The 20,357-nt window shown below is 46.4% G+C and carries 23 protein-coding genes and 1 other annotated feature; of the genes, 12 read left to right on the forward strand and 11 right to left on the reverse strand.

Annotated elements, in window-relative coordinates:
• Position 1 precedes the first annotated feature (1 nt).
• Positions 2-946, reverse strand: a complete 945-nt coding sequence (gene cyoE / locus WG8_RS19605) for a heme o synthase (RefSeq protein WP_007431983.1) — start codon at positions 944-946, stop codon at positions 2-4.
• Between the two features lie 201 nt (positions 947-1,147).
• Between cyoE and WG8_RS19610 the strand changes: the two genes are divergently transcribed.
• Positions 1,148-2,131 (forward strand): metal-dependent hydrolase, encoded by a 984-nt coding sequence (locus WG8_RS19610; RefSeq protein WP_007431984.1) that lies wholly within the window; start codon positions 1,148-1,150, stop codon positions 2,129-2,131.
• A 260-nt stretch (positions 2,132-2,391) separates the two neighbouring features.
• On the opposite strand, the gene WG8_RS19615 is transcribed toward WG8_RS19610, so the two are convergent.
• A complete protein-coding gene (locus WG8_RS19615) occupies positions 2,392-2,613 on the reverse strand; it encodes an alpha/beta-type small acid-soluble spore protein (RefSeq protein WP_007431985.1) in 222 nt (73 codons plus the stop codon).
• A 119-nt stretch (positions 2,614-2,732) separates the two neighbouring features.
• On the opposite strand from WG8_RS19615, the gene WG8_RS27485 reads away from it, so the two are divergent.
• Positions 2,733-2,900, forward strand: coding sequence for a hypothetical protein (locus WG8_RS27485; RefSeq protein ID WP_007431986.1), 168 nt, complete (start codon positions 2,733-2,735; stop codon positions 2,898-2,900).
• Between the two features lie 60 nt (positions 2,901-2,960).
• On the opposite strand, the gene trpS is transcribed toward WG8_RS27485, so the two are convergent.
• On the reverse strand, positions 2,961-3,950 hold the full coding sequence (gene trpS / locus WG8_RS19620; protein ID WP_007431987.1) for a tryptophan--tRNA ligase: 990 nt from the start codon (positions 3,948-3,950) through the stop codon (positions 2,961-2,963).
• A gap of 56 nt (positions 3,951-4,006) precedes the next feature.
• Positions 4,007-4,263: a binding site (T-box leader), on the reverse strand.
• Between the two features lie 142 nt (positions 4,264-4,405).
• Here trpS and WG8_RS19625 point away from each other — a divergent pair.
• Positions 4,406-5,371, forward strand: a complete 966-nt coding sequence (locus WG8_RS19625; RefSeq protein ID WP_007431988.1) for an aldose 1-epimerase — start codon at positions 4,406-4,408, stop codon at positions 5,369-5,371.
• A gap of 90 nt (positions 5,372-5,461) precedes the next feature.
• Positions 5,462-5,704 (forward strand): alpha/beta-type small acid-soluble spore protein, encoded by a 243-nt coding sequence (locus WG8_RS19630; RefSeq protein WP_007431989.1) that lies wholly within the window; start codon positions 5,462-5,464, stop codon positions 5,702-5,704.
• A 124-nt stretch (positions 5,705-5,828) separates the two neighbouring features.
• Here WG8_RS19630 and WG8_RS19635 read toward each other — a convergent pair whose 3' ends face one another.
• Positions 5,829-6,239 (reverse strand): hypothetical protein, encoded by a 411-nt coding sequence (locus WG8_RS19635; RefSeq protein WP_007431990.1) that lies wholly within the window; start codon positions 6,237-6,239, stop codon positions 5,829-5,831.
• Positions 6,240-6,496: 257 nt separating this feature from the next.
• Positions 6,497-8,284, reverse strand: a complete 1,788-nt coding sequence (locus tag WG8_RS19640) for a M3 family oligoendopeptidase (RefSeq protein ID WP_007431991.1) — start codon at positions 8,282-8,284, stop codon at positions 6,497-6,499.
• A gap of 97 nt (positions 8,285-8,381) precedes the next feature.
• Between WG8_RS19640 and WG8_RS26760 the strand changes: the two genes are divergently transcribed.
• Together WG8_RS26760 and WG8_RS28830 are read left to right on the forward strand one after the other, a co-directional pair.
• Positions 8,382-8,552 carry a YycC family protein gene (locus tag WG8_RS26760; protein WP_007431992.1) on the forward strand — a complete coding sequence of 57 codons (171 nt, stop codon included), beginning with the start codon at positions 8,382-8,384 and terminating at the stop codon, positions 8,550-8,552.
• Positions 8,549-8,785: a hypothetical protein gene (locus WG8_RS28830; protein WP_007431993.1), complete on the forward strand. Its 237-nt coding sequence runs from the start codon at positions 8,549-8,551 to the stop codon at positions 8,783-8,785. The genes WG8_RS26760 and WG8_RS28830 overlap by 4 nt, the downstream gene beginning before the upstream one ends.
• Positions 8,786-8,884: 99 nt before the next feature.
• Here the strand turns inward: WG8_RS28830 and WG8_RS19650 are convergent, their stop codons facing one another.
• Positions 8,885-9,595: a DUF2225 domain-containing protein gene (locus WG8_RS19650; protein ID WP_007431994.1), complete on the reverse strand. Its 711-nt coding sequence runs from the start codon at positions 9,593-9,595 to the stop codon at positions 8,885-8,887.
• A gap of 42 nt (positions 9,596-9,637) precedes the next feature.
• Positions 9,638-10,015 (reverse strand): globin domain-containing protein, encoded by a 378-nt coding sequence (locus WG8_RS19655; RefSeq protein ID WP_007431995.1) that lies wholly within the window; start codon positions 10,013-10,015, stop codon positions 9,638-9,640.
• 419 nt (positions 10,016-10,434) lie between these two features.
• Here WG8_RS19655 and ylbJ point away from each other — a divergent pair, with 419 nt between their 5' ends.
• The 5 genes from ylbJ (at position 10,435) to WG8_RS19680 (ending at position 15,085) form a co-directional block, all read left to right on the forward strand.
• Positions 10,435-11,727 carry a sporulation integral membrane protein YlbJ gene (ylbJ, locus tag WG8_RS19660; RefSeq protein ID WP_007431997.1) on the forward strand — a complete coding sequence of 431 codons (1,293 nt, stop codon included), beginning with the start codon at positions 10,435-10,437 and terminating at the stop codon, positions 11,725-11,727.
• Positions 11,728-11,793: 66 nt separating this feature from the next.
• Positions 11,794-12,597, forward strand: coding sequence for an NAD kinase (locus tag WG8_RS19665; protein WP_007431998.1), 804 nt, complete (start codon positions 11,794-11,796; stop codon positions 12,595-12,597).
• Between the two features lie 351 nt (positions 12,598-12,948).
• Entirely contained in the window at positions 12,949-13,584 is a 636-nt protein-coding gene (locus WG8_RS19670) for a helix-turn-helix transcriptional regulator (RefSeq protein WP_007431999.1), read from the forward strand.
• Between the two features lie 26 nt (positions 13,585-13,610).
• Positions 13,611-13,994, forward strand: a complete 384-nt coding sequence (locus WG8_RS19675) for a RidA family protein (protein ID WP_007432000.1) — start codon at positions 13,611-13,613, stop codon at positions 13,992-13,994.
• Complete coding sequence (locus WG8_RS19680) at positions 13,991-15,085, forward strand: threonine synthase (RefSeq protein WP_007432001.1); 1,095 nt, start codon at positions 13,991-13,993, stop codon at positions 15,083-15,085. The genes WG8_RS19675 and WG8_RS19680 overlap by 4 nt, the downstream gene beginning before the upstream one ends.
• A gap of 127 nt (positions 15,086-15,212) precedes the next feature.
• Here WG8_RS19680 and WG8_RS19685 read toward each other — a convergent pair whose 3' ends face one another.
• Together WG8_RS19685 and lipA are read right to left on the reverse strand one after the other, a co-directional pair.
• On the reverse strand, positions 15,213-16,118 hold the full coding sequence (locus WG8_RS19685) for a YutD family protein (RefSeq protein ID WP_007432002.1): 906 nt from the start codon (positions 16,116-16,118) through the stop codon (positions 15,213-15,215).
• A gap of 24 nt (positions 16,119-16,142) precedes the next feature.
• Complete coding sequence (gene lipA / locus WG8_RS19690) at positions 16,143-17,045, reverse strand: lipoyl synthase (protein WP_007432003.1); 903 nt, start codon at positions 17,043-17,045, stop codon at positions 16,143-16,145.
• Between the two features lie 248 nt (positions 17,046-17,293).
• Here lipA and WG8_RS19695 point away from each other — a divergent pair, with 248 nt between their 5' ends.
• The gene (locus tag WG8_RS19695) at positions 17,294-18,400 is read left to right on the forward strand and encodes a M23 family metallopeptidase (protein WP_007432004.1); all 1,107 of its coding nucleotides are present in this window, start codon (positions 17,294-17,296) and stop codon (positions 18,398-18,400) included.
• A 43-nt stretch (positions 18,401-18,443) separates the two neighbouring features.
• Here the strand turns inward: WG8_RS19695 and yunB are convergent, their stop codons facing one another.
• Entirely contained in the window at positions 18,444-19,253 is an 810-nt protein-coding gene (gene yunB, locus WG8_RS19700; protein ID WP_043891268.1) for a sporulation protein YunB, read from the reverse strand.
• 134 nt (positions 19,254-19,387) lie between these two features.
• Positions 19,388-20,320 carry an aldo/keto reductase gene (locus tag WG8_RS19705; protein ID WP_007432006.1) on the reverse strand — a complete coding sequence of 311 codons (933 nt, stop codon included), beginning with the start codon at positions 20,318-20,320 and terminating at the stop codon, positions 19,388-19,390.
• Positions 20,321-20,357: the final 37 nt, after the last annotated feature.

Raw genomic sequence — 20,357 nt, forward strand, 5'->3', positions numbered from 1 at the left:
ATTAGAACTTATGAACCGTATCAACGATCATCAGCAGGAAGCTGAGTGTCAGATGATTAATGGAAAAGAAAAAGACTTTTTTAGCCCAGGAATCCGTTTCTTCTTCCTTAATGGTAAAACCTTTAAAGGCATAAAATGCCCAAAGAACAGACAATAACACGGACACAATCATGAAAATCATACCGGCATACCCATAAGCGTACATAAGAATGGGTACCGGAATCAACAACACAATATAAGGAATCATTTGAATCTTAGTCCGATGAATGCCCTTCACGACTGGCAGCAATGGAAATCCTGCCGCACGATATTCCTCAACTCGGCGAATCGCAAGTGCCCAGAAGTGAGGCGGTTGCCATAAGAACAGCAATGCGAATAAGAGCCAGGCGCCCATGTCAATACGACCGGAAGCAGCCACATAACCGATCACAGGAGGCATCGCCCCTGAAATACCGCCGATGGATGTACTCCATGTAGACGATCTTTTTAACCAAAGTGTATAAATACCGACGTAAACGAACATGCCAAGTATGCCCAGTAGCCCTGCCTGGATACCAGAGAAGGAGAACAGCACAGCCAACCCGGCGATGCCCAAAATAATAGCGTATGACAACACCGTTGTAGGGGTCAAACGCCCTGTTGGCAATGAACGATTACGTGTACGTTCCATCTTCATGTCCAACTCACGATCAAAAAAGTTGTTAAAAACACACGAAGAGGCCATAATCAGCACCGTACCTAAAAGTGTAAGAATTAACTTTATATAGTCAACGTCCCATTGTGAAGCTAACCAGAAACCACCAAAAGCTGCAACCAAATTTGTACGAAGAATGCCTGGCTTGGTAACTGTAATAAAATCTTTCCATGTGCCCGCTTTACCGGGTGGCTTAGATTTCACAGTATAAGCAGCCGCATCCGAAGAAGCCTTATAGCTAATGTTATCCATTATGAGTAACTCCCCCTTAGAGATATATGAATTCGGGAGTAAGTTGAACTCCGATATAAATTTTATCATACCCTCCCCCTAAAAAGTTTGACAGAAAACGCACAAAACGTTCACAATTGGGCTGCAAATCGCCACTGCTGATCGTTTACAGTAAATTTGGGTAGTAATAAGTACAGGATACAATCAAAAGGAGCGACAGATATGGATACAGCCACACACTTTGTCATGGGAATCGGGTTGGCCGGGCTGGCCTACACCGATCCTGCCGTCGCCGAAGATCCAAAGTTGGCGGCAGTCATTCTGATCGCTACTGTCATAGGGTCACAGGCTCCGGATTTTGATACCCTGTTTCGGTTGAAGAACAATGCAGCCTACATTCGCAATCACCGTGGATTATCACATTCCATTCCCTTCTGGTTAATATGGATCTTGTCCATAACGGGACTGATTTGCCTTATTTTCAGGGATGTGCCCGCAGGCCATGTAGCACTCTGGGTAACGATTGCCGTCTGCCTGCATGTGTTCACCGATTTGTTCAATACGTATGGGACACAGGCATTCCGGCCTTTTACGGACAAGTGGATATCATGGAATATCATCCACATCTTTGATCCCTTTATTTTCGGCACCCATGTTGCTGCGATTATGCTGTGGATCACCGGATTGATTCCACCCACTCCCTTATTTATTACACTGTACGTCGCTCTTTGCTTGTATTACATTTGGCGCACCTGGAGCCATTTCCGTCTCAAAAATAGGGTGCGTGATATGGACGACGAGCGCCGTCAGGGAGATAACTATTATATCATTCCCACGGTTTCATGGAATCGGTGGCATGTGGTAAAAGCACACCAGAATGGAAGTTATGACATTGGGGGATTAAACGGAAAGCATTTGTTTTGGACGAAGCATGCAGTCCCATCCACACACCCGGCCGCAGAAGCTTCCAAATCCTATCGCGATGTGCAGGCATTTCGTTATTTTTCCTCCTTTGCCGTTGCCGAGGTGGAGGAGCTGGAATGGGGCTACATTGTGCGGTGGGCGGATGTAAGGTACCGTCACCGAAAACAATATCCATTCGTCGCCGTCGTCACGATGGATAAGCAGTTCGGGCTGATCAAGAGTTATATCGGCTGGCTCAGTCATGAAAAAATGCAAAAACGTCTCTCTTTGCATACAAATTAACAAATGTTTGTAAGCAAACCGCAAACCTTGTGAACGACAAACAGCAAGTCTCCTGTGATCTTGGAGCTTGCTGTTTTTGCTTGTCGAAAAAAACACCTTCATAAAGACCTGGATGAAAGCGCCCTCTTGACGAAGCGGACTTGCGTGATTCACAATGGTCATAAGCCATGCGCGCAAAAAATCCGGAGCATGAATGCTCCGGATTTTCTTTCATCACAGTTGCTCATAATACAGCTTCCAAGATGGAGTGTTTATGTGTATTACTGCATACGGCTGCTGCCAGACAAGGATTGTTCTGCTTGTTGGACCAGCTTTTTCGTGATGTATCCCCCAAGAGAGCCTGTTTCGCGGGAAACCACATTACCGTAGTAACCGTCCTGAGGGATGGTGATGCCCAGTTCTTGAGCGGCCTCATATTTTAATTGTTGTAAAGCGGCGTTGGCCTGCGGTACTTGCAGGTTGTTTGAACGACGTCTGCTCATATTTGAATCTCCTTTCAGTTCTTTGTGAGTGAGGTTCATTGCAAGCTTGCAAGATTATTATGGCTCGCTTACACCTGCTTATTCCTGAAATTCAACATTCGAAGCTGGAGGTTTTTACCATGAGCAAAGGTTTATCCCTGTGGTTCGCCGTTTCATCCATTGTCCTGCTGACAGCAGCCGCTATATCGATCAGTTATTCCGCATGGCTTGCTATTTTACTCGGACTTCTTTCTGTAGGCAATATCGGCTGGGGCTTCGTGGTCAAGGCCCGCCAACGCCGCTCCTAGCCCATCCTATCACGCACCTGATTGCGTTGGCTGCCTGATTTACGCTGACTATGTGTGCTTTTAGCGTAGTTGGGGTAAAAAGCCCATGCGCTCTTTGACCGCAGTCAGCGTGACTTCAGCGGCTTCTCGCGCACGCTCTGCGGATTGGGCTAAAATACGTCCAATCTCACCGGATTCCCGAATGTCATGGTATCGCTGCTGAATCGGCTCAAGTGTAGCTACAACAGCCTCTGCCAGTTCTTTTTTGAACGTTCCATACATTTGGCCTTCAAAGCGATCCTGTACTTCTTGGAGCGACAAACCGGAACACTGGCTATAAATGCCCATCAAATTGCTAATTTCCGGTTTACCTGCCGGATCATATCTAACCTCACTACCAGAATCGGTAGTAGCGCGGCTGATTTTTTTGCGAATGACTTTCGGTTCGTCCAGCAGAGCAATATAGCTGCCAGCATTCGGGTTGCTCTTGCTCATTTTTTTGGATGCATCATCCAGGGACATAATTCTCGCCCCTACTTCAGGAATGTAAGGTTCGGGAACCGTAAAATAATCTCCATAGCGGTGATTAAAACGACCTGCCAAATCACGTGTCAGCTCCAGATGCTGTTTCTGGTCTTCACCTACCGGGACAAGATCCGCATTGTAGAGCAAAATGTCCGCTGCCATCAGCGACGGATATACGAACAGCCCCGCTCCTACGGAATCCTTGCCTGCCGCTTTGTCCTTGAACTGGGTCATACGTTCCAGCTCGCCCATATTCGTGAGTGTTGTCATCAACCATCCCAATTCAGCATGCTGAGGGACATGGGATTGCAAGAAGACGTTGGATTTCTCCGGATTAATGCCTGCTGCGATAAACAATGCCGCTACCGCCTCAGACTGCTCGCGCAATTGAGCCGGTTCCTGCGGTACGGTAATCGCATGAAGGTCTACAACCATAAAGTAACATTGGTGATCCTCTTGTAATTTGACAAAATTTTTCATTGCACCGATGTAATTGCCCAAAGTAAGTTGTCCGCTGGGCTGAATGCCTGAAAGTACAGTTTTCATGTTCATCATTCCTCCTGTGATTTAATTCATTTTGAACGCAAAAAGGCCCCGCATCCTCAAGGGACGCGAGACCGTGGTACCACCCTTATTCATTGCCGCCAGCCTAGCACTTGTCGGGACTATGTCCATGGCTGCCTGCAATCTTAAAGCTCCGTTAACGGGGAGCAATCGGCCGTCATACTGAGGATGGTCACATCCTGTTCTGTACGGCACTCCAAGGTCCATTCAGCAATACAGGCTCACCGATTCTCATCCACCACCGGCTTTCTGAAGAGCTTGTGCAAAGCTTACTTGTCCTCATCATCGTGTTTCCATGTCATTACTTTCTAAATTACATTTAATGATAATTCCGTATAATGTTATTGTCAAATGACGATTGTGCCCTGCGATCAAAAATCTGTTATCATAATGACACAAAGCTTCAACCGATTATAGTGGACAAAGGAGCATGAAATATGAAACAAGTGACCAAAGAACACTGGAACGGTTACGACACGTATGTTTTACATAGCCCTGAACTGGAAGTTACGATGATCCCTCGCCTCGGGAATAATATTATTTCAGTGCGTGATCTGAAGCTGAACCGTGATATCGTACGGCGTCCCGGCGAGGAGGAATTGGCTTTTTATTTACAAAAGCCTTATCATTTTGGCTTGCCGATTTTGATCCCTCCCGGCCGAATCCGCAAAGGACAATTTGAGTTTGAGGGTGTTTCATATCAGTTTGACCGAAACACGGCCAACGACAATCATATACACGGCCTGCACCGCAATCAATCCTGGCGCTGCAGTGATATTGAAGAGGATGAGGAAGGTTGCAGCGTAACTACCGAGCTTTTGACAGAAAGTGATCCGCACTGGATTGAGCAGTTCCCCACTCCTTTGCGTCTGGAGATGACTTACCGCTTGCAGGGTTCTGTATTAAGTCAAACGCTGCAAGTAACGAATCTGGGGGAAAAAACAGCACCTTTTGGCTTGGGATATCACACCTGGTTTATGGTGGACGGAGAACCTGAGCGCTGGCGCCTGAAGCTGCCTGTGAACGGAGTATATGAACAGGATGCTGAACAGCTCCCTACGGGTAAAATTACTGCTTTGGAGGATTTGGAACAGCTCTCTTCGGGTCTCTCTCTGAAAGGAACGAATCTGGACACTCTGCTGCGGGCATCGGAAGGTCCGGCTAAAGCTCTATTGACTCGTGATGACGGTTATCAGATTCGCTACACAGCGGATGAGCAATACTTTAAGTATTGGGTGTTGTATACCAAAGGCGAATGCGATCAATATCTCTGCATTGAACCTTATACCTGGCTGCCTGACGCTCCCAATTTATCTGATCCTGTCGGAGAAGGTGGATTGATTCGTCTGGAGCCTCAGCAATCCATCAACCTCAAGACTCAGATCCACATTCATCAACCATAATTCTCCTTTTTATACTTTCCTTCCTTCGGCGCATATTTTCATAACACTGTCGCATACTAACCTCATCACAGCCGAAGGAGGTGACTACACATGTATGAGGCCAATCAAGGCAGAGGACGTCGCAGCAATAGCAATACGCTGGTCGTTCCTCAAGCTAACAACGCACTGCAACAATTGAAATATGAAGCTGCGCAAGAACTGGGCATCACCATTCCGGCAGACGGTTACTATGGTGATATGCCATCCCGTGAGGCTGGTTCTCTGGGAGGCTATATCACTAAACGCTTAGTACAGCTGGCCGAACAGCAATTATCAGGTCGTTCAGGTCAATAAGCGTCATTATTCCACATGGGCATTCCGTTCATTGTATTTTAACAAAATGCGCGTTATGACGAGCATATAACAAAGGCGGTCTTCCGATAGGAAGGCCGCCTTTCCTTTATTCTTTTATGGATGATTATTCCGAATTGGCCGCTCGATCTCGATATGTAGGCTTGTTATAACGGATCATGAGATTCGCCATGTTATAGTTCGATTCCAGCGTGGCATCCATCAGAATGATCCCCTGCCTTACAGCAAAATCAAAAGCAATCTCACCGTGAGTCCAGCTGCGCTTGTGATTTAACGTTTCCAAGGCCATATGACGAAAATCCTCACGATGCTTCGCAGATAATCCCGGCTCTACAGCTGCAAAGGTACCTCCCTTCCCTGCAATCGGATTATGTCTGATCCCAAATTTTCCAATCACATTGTTGCGTATTTGTACAAATACGATGCCTGACGACAAACCCGCCAGCTCATGATCCAGCTCTTTAAAAACGATATCCAGCTGCCTCATTAAAGACAATTGACCTAAATCTTCTTTCATAAAAATCCCCCTATATACCTGTTTTGTAATTTTTAATAGGTCTTACGGCTCAATTATATGTGAATAATTTTAACGTTACAATCAAAATCAACATAAATGGGTATTTATAACTATTATCTAAGTATATCCACTAATTTAAATTTCGCTAACAGGTAATATCAATAACACTTCGACATATTGTGACGTTATTCTTCATCTTCTGCATTGAATACAAAAAAGGCCTCCCTTAAGGGAGACCTGCTTGAAATGTATTTCTGTTAGTCTGTCATTTGCAAAAATTGCTCAATGTCCTGAACGGTAACTTGCGCAGCATTACGCCAGAAGTCAGATTGTGTTAGATCGGTACCCAAATGCTTGGATGCCAGTTCTTCCACCGTCATGCGACCTGTATCACGCAGTAAAGCATCATATTGATCGGCAAATCCGTCTGGATTCTTTTTCGCAAAAGCGTAAATCCCTGCACTGAACATATAACCGAATGTATACGGAAAGTTGTAGAACGGCGTGTCCGTAATATAGAAATGCAGCTTGGATGCCCAAAAATGAGGGTGCACCTCATCCAGAACACCGCTGAATGCTTCACGCTGCGCTTGCTCCATTAACTCGCTCAGCTGCTGCGCTCCTACGACCCCTTTTTTCCGCAATTCGTAAAACCGGGTTTCAAACAGGAAGCGGGCGTGAATGTTCATGAAGAAGGCTATTCCGCGCTGGATTTTGTCCTCTAGCAAAGCGACTTTCTCCTGACCTTCGGCAGCTTCCAGCAAAGCATCCGACACAATAAGTTCTGCCAGCGTCGATGCTGTTTCAGCCACGTTCATGGCATAATTTTGATTCAGCGGATGTAATTCGTTCATTACATGCTGGTGATAACCGTGTCCAAGTTCATGGGCCAGTGTCGAAACGTTGGATGGTGATCCGGCATAGGTCATAAAAATACGGGTCTCTTTGCTAAGTCGCAAGGATGTACAGAAGCCACCAGGACGTTTTCCTGGACGATCCTCTGCTTCGATCCAGCTTTTCTCAAAAGCCATTTGGGCAAAATCAGCCATTCTTGAACTGAATTTGCCGAATTGCTCAACAATCGTAACGGCTGCGTCGTCGTACGGAATTTTAGTGGTCGATGTTCCCAATGGAGCCTCAACGTCATGCCAGGACAGCTTCTCTAACCCCAGCAATTTCGCCTTCCGCTCCAAATATTTGACCAGAATAGGCTTCGTTTCATTAATAACCTGCCACATGGTATCAAGCGTTTGCGCTGACATACGACTAATCTCCAGCGGCTCCTTAAGTACGTCTGTCCAGCCTCGGTTTTCATATAGCTTGAGACGGAAGCCTGCCAGGTGATTCAGCGTATCCGCACAGTAGTCCTCCACCTGAGTCCATGCCGCTTCCCAACGTGCAAACACATCCTGACGCACGCTGCGATCCGGTTCATCCAATTTATTAGCCGCTTGCCCAACAGACAGGTTTACGATCTTGCCATTCTCTGGTACAGGAATCGTCATATTTTTGACAATCGTATCATAAAAGTCACCCCAGCCATGGTAGCCGTCCACACCCAAATCCAATGCAAGGCTCTCCAGCTCAGGTGCCATTTTCTCACGCGCTTCATTCCGGTATTCAGTCAGGACAAAAGAAATCGGCTTGATAGCTTCACGCTCCATCCACTTCTGCCAAATGTCTTCACTGGTTTGTGCCAGCAGGTTCTGGAAAGAGACCAAAGCACTTTTCACCTGTGCGTACAGCGTATTCACGCGTGCCCCCAGTTGAACAGCAAGCTTGTCGTGCTGGTTTTGAGCAGTGAGACAGGAAACAAAGGAACCCGCCTGCGACGCACCATTAAACAGCTCCTGCATGCTATTCAGCACACTATCCAGATGCTCGGTATCCAATACCGTCTGTGGTACCTTCGCAGCTTTAAGCTGAGATTGCAACTGCTGAACTTTGCCCTCCAATTCCTCCAAAAATGCATGAAATGAGGCAGAGGAGGAGCCTCCACTGAATATAGATTCCAGATCCCATGTTTGCTTTAACGGTGTTTTCATAATAGTTCCACCTTTCTTTTTGGCGAATTCATGTGGTTTCATATACAATAAAGCTACATCGTGATGATAAGATCACTACAATTGGGAGGAATACAGGATGAGACCCTTACAAATTTCGCCGGAAACGGCTGTGAAATTATCCGAAAAGCTTGGCATTCCGCTGGAACACCTTATGCATACACCCCAGCACATTTTGATGCAAAAGCTGGCCGAACTGGCCAAAGAAGAAACCACTGACCCGAACGGCGGAGAGTCGGACAAATCATGATCCCTTTTCATAAAACCTGGCCTTACGACATTGTCATGGGGGACGTATATGTACAATCTTGTCCGTTTTGCGACCATGAGAATGTTTTGCTGCCCCTGAAGCCAAAAGAGCTTAAGCTCATCCATGAAGGTATGAAAAAGCTGCTTGTGTTCCCATGCTGCCATAACAAGATAACTTTGGTGGATTGTGATGCCGATTATTTGCTGTCAGATACCACACTCCGCCATCATTAATTCATGAGGCAGTTGGCAGTTGCAAGACAAGATAACCCGTTGTACAAACAAGGTGTGAACCATGAGCCTGAAGCGGCCATAGTACACACCTTTCTTTTCTTAAGAAGAGCTTGCGTCCTGCATTTCCTCCGGCAAACTGATATCCTTAGCCAGCATTTGCTCTCGCAGTACAGCCCATTGTTCACGGGAAGCCCGGATCATCGCCGCATCCATAATTTTCTTATCATTAATGACACGCGAAAACCAGCGTACCGCCTCGTGAAAATTACCTGTACGCCGATGCAATTCTCCAATCAGATAGAGCAGCTTGGCATTATTCGCTCCGACACCTTCCAGCTCATAGACCCGGATATAAGAATCCAGACTAAATTGGAGAAAACGAAGCTCCTGCTCCTCATTTCCACGATAACGGTACATCCATGCGATATGCTGCAATAAACTAGCTATGACCCGTTCCTTTTCTCCGATAACCTGCGCACAGAGTAGACCCAGTTTATACGTTTCTAACGCATCTTCCCAGCTACGGTGACCGCTATATTCACGAGACTGCCACCGATTACCAATTTTTTCCTTGAATAGTTTGGTTTGCTGATCACTCAGCTGAACGGTAGAATGCTCTGTCGAGGTAAATCCGCAATGAGGACAAACCCGTACGACGTAAAAGTCGGGATTTTCATTTTTGTAATACGCACAAAAGTCTGAATCCGTACGAATGGCCTTTTTCAGGCTTGGTCTGACACGGGAGGTCTTAAATTCCTGTTCACAGTGCGGACAAACGATCTTAATCTGATATAACGGTTCAATTTCCAATGTGTTTACAACCCTCTCCAAAATTCGGAAATCCCCGTAAACTTACGGGGTATTTACAAAATGATGCGCAGGACCGGACAAACGGTTAAGTATGATTGAACGAAGCGGCTCCTCAATGCCCACATCCGTTAACGCACCTGCCATACAAGACAGCCATGCCTCTGCTCGCTCCTCCGTTACGGGAAACTTCATATGTCTGGCACGTAACATCGGATGACCATATGCATCGGAAAACAGGGATGGCCCTCCAAAAAACTGGCTCAGGAACATGAACTGTTTTTCCTTGACCGGTTCCATGTCTTCAGGGAACAGGGGACTTAACAACGGATCTTTATAAACTCTCGGGTAGAAGGCCTCAATGATAGCACGAATACCTTCCGCACCCCCAAGATTGTCATAAATGCTCAGGCCAGGATTCACTTTTCCCCCAACTTTCTGTCCTATGGTAATAAATATACACCCGTATTATAACAAAAAACAAAAAATGACGCTAAAATAAGCGTCATCTTATCATTTGAAATTTGAAGACAGGTTTGTTTAATTATATATAGCACCGTCAGTTATGAATACAACGAATTATAACTAATAGCTTCGCCAATCCTCTTCACCGGGATGGACGCGAGAGACACGAATAACATACACAAAAGCACATACAAGCAAGCCGGCAACGATACTCATCCTGATCACTCCATCCTTAAGGTTATGGATCGTTGTTTTCCTATTTTAACATACTCTTTACAAAAATACAGCTTTTCATGCAATCGCTTTCTTTACTTTTTTGTACTCTTTGTCCTTCCCCGACATAGGAATAATAGTACAACTCCAAAGGAGGGGCCTCTATGTCGCTGTACCGTCGTTACTCGCTTCCTTTGCTCATCCTTATACTGCTGTCCCTATTTGTGCTTATGGCCGCATATCCGCAATCTTCGCTGAATGCCGGACTGCGTGGTCTTGCCATCTGGTGGGACGTGCTGTTTCCTTCTTTATTCCCGTTTTTTGTGATTTCCGAGCTACTCCTCGGTTTCGGAATTGTTCATTTCATTGGTGCGCTGCTAGACCCGCTGATGCAGCCTCTTTTCCGTGTACCTGGCTGCGGAGGCTTCGTCGCTGCAGTCAGCTGCGCATCCGGCTACCCGATCGGGGCCAAATTAACAGCCAAGCTGTGGGAACAACGATGGATTACTCGCATTGAAGGAGAGCGTTTGGTCGCATTTACGACTTCCTCTGATCCCATCTTTCTGATCGGTGCGGTTTCCGTCGGCTTCTTCCATCAGCCAGAAATTGCACTCGTACTGGGTGCAGCCCATTACGGTGGTGTACTGCTCATCGGCCTGCTCATGCGCTTTCATGGTACCCGTTCAGGGGATGCTGATATTCATAGTAGGCAACCTGAACCAGCGTCCGGTAGCACCTCGGATGTAAAGACAAGCACATCCCCAGCACGACAGCCCGGGCAGCTGCGTCAAGCCCTGTATGCCATGCATGCAGCGCGCTTGGAAGACGGGCGACCGTTTGGCGAGCTGCTCCGTCAGGCGATTACTTCCTCTCTACGCCTTATTATTGTCGTAGGGGGGCTGGTTGTATTCTTCTGCGTTATTCTGGAGGCTTTGACGAACTCAGGCTTAATGAGCGGCCTTCGTCTGCTTACGGCGAGCTTATTGACTGTCTGCGGTCTTCCTCCTACGTTAACGGAGTCTATTGTGGGCGGTATTTTCGAGGTCACGTTAGGAGCGCAAGCCGCAGGTGAAGCCACAGGAGCGGCGTTGCCGTTCAAAGTGGCCGCAGCAGCCTTTGTTCTCTCCTGGGGGGGACTGTCCGTTCATGCGCAGGTCGCAAGTATTTTAAATATGACGAATCTACGGTATATGCCATTCTTGCTGGCACGGGCTGCACACGGTGTCATCTCAGCACTACTCGCTCTTCTGTTATGGCGTCCACTAATGAGCCAAGGAAGCTCGCCCGTGTTTCATCCGATATATGACATCACATGGTCCCCCGGCTTTTCGTCTACGATGCTGTTGCAAAGCCTTCTGCTCCTTGCCTGCCTGCTGGCCGGGATGCTGGTTCTCTCCTGCTTGAGCGTCGGTACAAGTCACTTATTCGCGTGGTGGAAAAGGGCGTACAGGCAATGAACGATTGTGTTCTTGCTCATAATTGATTATGATCGGTATATACCCATGACAAAGGAGCTTTTCATCTTGAGATATTATGTTCTGGATCGCGGGGATCAGCACTCCATGGACTTGAGCCAGCAATTTCACCGTCTTGCCCAACAAAAGAATTTCAAGCTGGATGCCGAATCGCCGGAAATCGTCGTGTCTATTGGAGGCGATGGTACGATGCTGCATGCGTTTCATACCTTCATCGACCGAATTCCGGATATTGCCTTTGTTGGTGTACATACCGGTCATCTGGGTTTTTACGCTGATTGGCGTGCGGACGAGCTGGAGGAGCTAATCGAGCTGATGAGCCAAGGCGAATCTGAGGGGTTGCTTAACCCGAGAATCGTCAAGTATCCGCTGATTGAATTGGAGATTCACAAAAAGTCTGGAAATGCCTCTTTTATCGCCTTGAATGAATTCACGTTAAAAGGCGTAGATGGTACTGTTGTTGCCCAGGTAGATATTAACGATATTACTTTTGAAATGTTCCGTGGTGACGGCATATGTGTTTCGACGCCCTCCGGAACGACTGCCTATAATAAAGCACTCGGCGGAGCGATGGTTCACCCCACCATTGAAGCCTTGCAATTAACGGAGATCGCTTCCATTAATAACCGTGTATATCGGACGCTGGGATCGCCCTTGCTCCTGCCCAAACATCACCATTGTGATATTTTTTCGCGAAAGGAACAGCGTCTTTTATTGACGGTAGATCACCTGAACTTTCCTGTGGATGATCTGATCTCTGTTCGCTGTCAGGTCTCAAGTCAAAAAATCAGCTTCGCTCGTTACCGCCCTTTTCCCTTTTGGGATCGGGTACGCAACGCTTTTCTCAATTAGAACCTGTGAAAGAGCCGACTCCGGCTCTTTTTTTAATCGAGTAGAAGGAGTGTCTATCCCCCGTTCTCTTACACCACCGAACTTGCGGGTCCCCATACGGCAGTTCCAAAAGGTTAACCAAGCTCACTGTTAAATGAAAATAAAGTTTTAGACTGTTAGTGTAACTAAAAATGGAAATACTATATTCAATAATTATGGATGGAGCTATTTTATATATAAAAAATTATATTTCAACAGTGTTTAATTAGCTTCAAGAAGGTGTTATACATTGACAGGTCGACTTCACATATTATATAAAAAAATATATAATATCGAATATTTTTTTATATAAAACAATTGGAGGCCATAAAATTGCATCCTATCCTTAAATCATATATCCCAGTTGCAAATGTGATCTCACAAACATTTGGGAAAAGCTGCGAGGTATCCATTCATGATTTGACACAACCCGAAAGTTCAGTCGTATATGTTGCAAACGGTACTGTAACCGGACGAAAAGAAGGCCAGTCATTTGATCATCTCATACGTCAAGTCTTGCTAAGTAAAAAGTTCAAAGAGGATTGTACCGCGAATTATGTATTTGAGGCTGAGAATGGCAAGAAAGTCAAATCATCTTCAGCACTCATCCGTAATGCGAAAGGTGAAGTAGTAGGAATGCTCTGCATTAACTATGACTTGACTCTTTCTTATCTAATAAAGGAAGAAGTCATCGGTTTTCTGCCGGAATTTACACAGGATGAATTGCCTGCCGAGAATGATGTGCCTAATCATGATGTGATGACGATCATAGATGAGCTAATTGATAATATCATACGGAATAGAGATGTGGGCAGTTTAAAAAGAAAAGATAATATAGAACTTATACGTTTCATGGATGAAAAGGGAGTGTTCTTAGTAAAAGGTGCTATTGATAAGGTAGCTGAAAGTTTAGGCTTATCTAAAGTTACCATTTACAGTTACCTAGATGAAGCAAGAGGGAAAAAGTAAAAAAATAAGACAGAAAGGATAAAAATATGAAAAAGATTGAACCAAAATACTGTGGTGAAAATAAGGGACATTACGCAGCTGGAATTATTTCTAATGGAATGTTATACATTTCTGGACAACTATCTATGGACCCGGATACTCGGAAATTACCGGACGGTGGCATAGAAGCACACTCTAAACTTGCTTTAGAAAATGTTGACCGTGTTCTAAAAGAAGCCGAACTTTGCCGTCATGATGTTGTCCAGTGTAGAGTGTATGTATCAGATATTGATCAATGGGACGTCGTTAACCAAATTTACGCTGAATTCTTCGGTGAACACAAACCGGTACGGACTGTTGTGCCTGTTGGCAAACTCCACTTTGGATGCCTTGTAGAAATTGAGGCTATTGCGGAGGTGAATCAAAAATGAAATATATTTGTTCAAAGTGTGATATGACGGCAGAGTTATCCACTAGAAAAGCGAAGTGTGACTGCGGCGGTCTTTGGAAATTGGATTTTAAGCCTCCAAAGTTTGATCTGTCTTTAGTCGATCGTGATACCTGGAGCATTTTCCGCTATCGTGCTTTTATCCCATTGGAAGGAGAGCATTGGCGTGAAATAAGCCTGGGTGAAGGTATGACACCAGTGATTCCGTTTAATGATGATGTCCTGCTTAAAATGGATTATTTCATGCCGACTTTATCTTTCAAGGATAGAGGTGCCGCAGTATTGATTGCTCACTGCAAGGCAATTGGTGTGAACGCTGTTGTTCAGGACAGCAGTGGCAATGCTGGAAATAGTGTGGCGGCTTACTGTACAAAAGCCGAAATTGATTGTGAGATTTTTGTTCCAGAAGGTACATCACCGAAGAAGCTTAATATGATTAAATCCCACAATGCACAGGTAAATGTCGTGCCTGGTTCAAGAGATGACTGTGCAGATGTCTGCAGAGCGAAAGTCGATACCGAGGGAAAATATTACGCAAATCATGTATATAATCCTCTCTTCTATGAAGGCACAAAAACTTATATTTATGAAGTCTATGAGCAGATGCGCAGAATTCCTAATCATATTTTTGTTCCGCTGGGCAACGGTACGCTATTCATTGGTATTGTAAAGGCCTTGGAAGAACTCTTAGAGAGTGCCGTCATTGAGAATATGCCGAAAATAATAGCAGTCCAAAGCGAATACTGCGATCCTCTCGCAAAAGCAGTTATTGCTAAAGAAAAGCATCCGGCTCGTGTAATCCCTGAGCCAACAATAGCGGAGGGAATTGCTATTGGTGTCCCGATGCGCGGTGAGGAAATCCTGGAATATATATATAAGTACAATATTGAAGTCATTACAGCTCCGGAAAACCGAATTATGGATGCCAGAAAAGCTCTTGCTGAAAAAGGTGTTTATTGTGAGTATACCACAGCTGCCACTTATGCAGCTTATATGAAGTATTGTGAATTAAATGGAAAGACATCTGATTGCTTAATTCCGATGTGTGGAGCAGGACTCAAATCCGATCACTAAACTGAAGTACAGCTCCACTTTTTGTTAAAGATGTGTCGTGTACCTTGGCCCGTGCGTTTGCCGGCCCCGTTTGGGACTTTCACCTAAAGATACCGCCCTTACTTACAAACAAAACGGTTCCTGAATCTCAGGAACCGTTTTGTTGTGGAGCTATGAATGTTTTATTCTTTTGGCTGATCTCAGCTCTTTCGGCTCTGGCAGCAGGCCCTGCCGGACGCTGGCCTTCGGAATCACGCGGGACGCGGGCTTGCCGCCCTTCCCTGTTTTCCTTGGATTGACGCTCAAAGCGTGATCCACGGGATTCCTTTTTATCGAAATTCCCTTGCTGCTGACGTTGTCTCCGTGGCTCCCGGACTTGCTGTCCTTCTCCCGGATTGCGCCCATCCTTGGCTTCTCGCGGCTCTCTCGGCTGACGCGATTCACGTGCTTCACGCTGCCGGTTTGCTTCACGACCTTCTCTGGGTGGACGACTTTCCCGAGCTTCACGTGGCTGGCGCTCACGTGCTTCCTGGGCTTCCTTCGATTCCTGACGTTGCAATTCGCGTGGTTCACGGACTTCCCGTGCTTGCTCCGTTGGCGGCTCCTCCGGTATCGTGGAATCCTGCTGCGATTGCGTCCATTCCCGTTCTACAGCTGTATGTTGCAATTTTTCTTGCTGCTCTTCCGTTTCTAATGTTTCCGCTTGTTCCTTTTGAGCATCTACCAGCTGTTGGATGTCCGGGGCAATGGATTCATCATTGCTTCCGTTCTTGTTGAGCACTTCACGGCTTTTTTGCAGCACAAAATAGGCACAACCGAAATTGCAGTATTCATTAATGTAATCGTCCAGTACCACTATGGATGTGTCCTTATTTGCTTTAGGGTGTCCTTCTCTATAAAAACCCTTCAGACGCAGCTGATTATAGCCCCAATCACCAATAATATAATCATAGCGATCCAGCACTTCACTGTATCGATCACGAAATGCTTCGGGATTCCACCCGTTCTTGTGATCCTGCAACACTTCATAGTTTTTACCACCGATTTGAAACAAGCTAATCTAACCGCCTTTCCCGGATCAAGCCTGCGAAAGGGCGCTTTCTTCCTTATGCTGAGCGGCGGACTTCACCTGCTCATGCGCTTGGTAGGAGCTGCGGACCATCGGACCAGATTCGACGTGGCTGAATCCCCGCTGTAATCCCTCTTCCTTTAACTTCGCAAAATCTTCCGGTGGATAATATTTTTGCACATACAAATGCTTCTCGGACGGTTGCAAATATTGTCCAATTGTCAAAATATCACAATCAATTTTACGCAGATCATCCATGGCTTGCAAGATCTCGTCCCACTCTTCCCCGACACCCAGCATGATGCTTGATTTGGTCGGAATGGACGGATTCAATTGCTTCGCACGTTGGAGCAGCTCCAGGGAACGGCGATATTTCGCCTTGGCCCGTACTTTATCCGACATGCGCTCCACTGTTTCAATATTATGATTCAAAATATCTGGCTTGGCATCCATAACGATCCGCAGCGATTCAATATCGCCCATAAAATCGGGAATCAATACTTCTATACTGCAAAAAGGTACTCGGCGGCGAATGGCCCGAACCGTTTCTGCAAATATAGTAGCGCCCCCATCCTTCAAATCGTCACGAGCCACACTGGTTACGACACAGTGCTTCAAGTTCATGTTTTCAGCTGCTTCCGCAACGCGTTCAGGCTCCTGCAAGTCCAGTTCCGTAGGCATCCCCGTGTTCACTGCGCAAAAACGGCACGCACGCGTACAAATATCTCCCAAAATCATAAATGTCGCTGTCCTGTTGGCCCAGCATTCATAAATATTAGGGCATCGTGCCTCCTCACATACGGTATGTAATGTCTTGGAACGCATCATGTTCTTGATATCCTGATAGTTGTCGCCTGTCGTAAGTTTAATACGAATCCAGTCGGGTTTTGCTTCCTTCACTTTTCTAGACAATGGTATAGACCTTCTTTCTGATGAGCTTAAGCTTTCATTGCCATACATTATAGCATGAAAGCGATGGAAAAACCTCCATTCATTGTTCCCTTTTTGATATGACATTGATGCCGGAAAAGTAAATTCTTGATATGGATAAAAGTAACGGTTATCGCTCAATCTAAACCAAAGCGCTTCTGCTCATGCCATGGATTGCGGGGCTAGAATTTACCTGGGCGATTCAAGCCCTCTAAAGGAGGTCGGTTCAAATGTCTCACCCTACACGGACAGCCCGTGCTGTTCGTCTGTTATCGCTGCTGTTATGTGCTGTTACACTGACAACATCCTGTCCGCTTCCTGCTCATGCCTTTGACGAGGACTTACAGCCATCGTCTTCCCGAAGTACCCCGAAAGCTAAAGTGAATGCTTCACAATCTCTAGCCACATTGTTTACGTCGAGGCTGGCTTTATATCAATCCATCGAAGCACTGACAGGAATTCCTTGGTACAGGCTGGCTGCAATCGATCAATATGAACGAACACTTACGGTGGCCCATCCCAAAGACCGCAAGCATGCGGAACGGATCACCGGTATATTTATTACGGGACCTATCTGGTCCGGCCTGATGAACCCAGATTCAGATGATCAAATTCCACGCTCCATTGAGATATTTTCCGGGCTGGGACAAGACGGTTCAGGCGACGGGATCGCTGACCGCGATAATGACAGGGATCTACTCTTTAGCCTCGCTTCATATCTCGGGAAATATGGGAACACCGAGGACGAATTTGGTATTGCTGTATGGGAATATTACCACAACACCCGTGCAGTTCAAAGAGTCCAGCAGTTTGCCAAGCTGTATCGGACATATGGCAAGCTGGATCTGAACAGTCAAGCTTTTCCGCTTCCTTTAAGCAGCATTTACAGCTATCGCAGCACTTGGGGAAGTCGTCGCAGCTGGGGCGGTTATCGTATACATGAAGGAACTGATCTGTTTGCTGGCTACGGAGTTCCGGTTCGCAGTACCTGCTACGGCGTAGTCGAAATGAAGGGCTGGAATCCATTCGGAGGATGGCGGATCGGCATTCGCGATCTCAACAATCGCTATCACTACTATGCACATCTTTCCGGCTTTGACAAAACCGTTCACAAAGGAGATATCGTTACACCTGGTCAGACGGTTGGCTGGGTCGGAAGCTCGGGCTACGGAAAGCCAGGTACCCAGGGAAAGTTTCCACCGCATCTGCACTATGGCATATATCGGGACAATGGCTGGACCGATTGGTCGTTCGATCCGTATCCGTTATTAAGAAAGTGGGAGCAGACCGAGCGCAAAGCACTCAAAACAGAAAACGAAAAAGGGACCTCCTCGTAGAGTCCCTTTTCCTTTTCGAGTCCTCACATTACTCTCCTCTGCTTTATGGCGTTAAAGTTTGACGGATGGGATTTTCCTCTTCCTGTGCTGCTGGAACACTCTCTATACCGGAATCTGGAGCACCGCCACTTTCTATCGTATGTGAAGGCAGCGCCAGCTGTGGAGCAGTTGCGCCATTTTTACCAACGGGCTTGCCCTGATTGTCATAGTAGTACATCGGAACATTGCCCACCACCAACAAATAAGATACCGGGATTTCCGTCTCCACAATTTGAGGCTGGATCTCAAACGGGATCACTACAGACACCTCCGTCGTAATCCGAATGTACACTTCCACTAGGACCATGTTAATGCCTGCATCCTGTTGTCGGGTATTCAAATCCACCTTGATGGCTCCATGCGGCTCCACCTTTAGGGGGACCTTCGGGCCATACGCTGCCAGCAGCGGGCTCCCCAATGCCTGACCAATTGGAACACTCTCATCAAAATGGCTCATGCTGTCCATTGTTGCCTTGACTGCTTTGAGCGTATCTGACGTAATTCTCATATGCTCTGCATAATTGAGAACAAAACCGGACGTTCTCCCTTGTGCATCCGTTCTCCATTCGATCAGATTATCAGCTGTCTTGCCCTGTTCGACCTGTGCGGTTATGGCTGAATTGATGGCCTCTGTCGCCATTTGCTTGACCCGCACTTTTGCCAAATGCATCATGGGCGGCTTCAAATGCTGCTCCACATAAGCAGCCATCTGTATAATCCCTACCAGCAGCGCAAGTGCCACAATAAAAAATACTCTGCGTCTGCCGCGTCGCCTTCTGTTGGGTGCGCTGTGCCATTGCGGTTTTCTCATCATCCGATCCCCCCGCAGCGATGAACTTACCCTACAAGAATATGCGAGGGATACACGAAAAAGAAGCCGCCCGTCCGGCAGCTCCTGTTGATAGAAAAAATATATGTTGGTGTGATTACTAATAAGAGTCCAACCGATTACTTGAAAATGCGGTCAATCTTGTCGATCTCCGCCTGACTCAGCTGAACATTCAGCGTTTTCAAATTCTCCAGCACCTGCTCCGGCTTTTTCGCCCCTGGAATGAGCGCATCAATCGAGTCGCGTGTCAAATACCATGCGAGCACAACATGAGCTACCTCAGCATTCAATGCATTGGCAATCTGCCGCACCTGCTCCACCTTTTCCAGATTGCGGGCAAATGTTTCTCCCTGGAACAACGGATTTTTCGCTCTGATGTCCGTGAAGGTTGTATCCTTCGTATATTTGCCGCCCAGCAATCCGGCTGCCAGCGGGAAATAAGGCACAAATGAAATGCCATTCGCCTTGGTGTAAGGCAGCAGTTCCTTTTCCGCTTCCCGTTGGAGTAAATTATATTCGGATTGAAGCACATCCACATAGCCGTCGCTATTCGCATCCTTCAACTGTTCAATGGAGAAATTGGATACGCCAATCGCTTTAATCTTACCCTCGTCCTTGAGCTTCTTCAGTTCTCCGACTGCTTCTGCCTTCGGTGTTGCTTCATCCGGGAAATGAATATAAAACAAATCAATAGTATCCGTTTGCAATCTTTTCAGACTGGATTCGACAGAGTCACGCAAAAATGCCGGCGAGTTGTCAAAAACAACCTCTCCATTCACAAATTTGTGTGCTCCCTTGGTCGCGATCACGGCTTCATCACGATTGCCACGTTCCTTCAATACCTCACCAATCAACCGTTCCGAGTGTTCAGGTCCATAAATGAAAGCCGTATCCAGAAAATTGATGCCGTTATCCAAAGCTGTGCGAACGATCTCTTTGCCCGTTTCATCGTTCAAACCGGAAAAAAGATTATGTCCGCCCACCGCATTTGCACCCAAACCGATTTGTTTTACATATAAATCTGTTTTGCCAATACGCACTTGCTCTGCCAATTCACGTCATCTCCTTTTCGAAAGTTACTTCCATTTT

The organism is Paenibacillus sp. Aloe-11, assembly GCF_000245715.1.
Taxonomy (GTDB): domain Bacteria; phylum Bacillota; class Bacilli; order Paenibacillales; family Paenibacillaceae; genus Paenibacillus; species Paenibacillus kribbensis.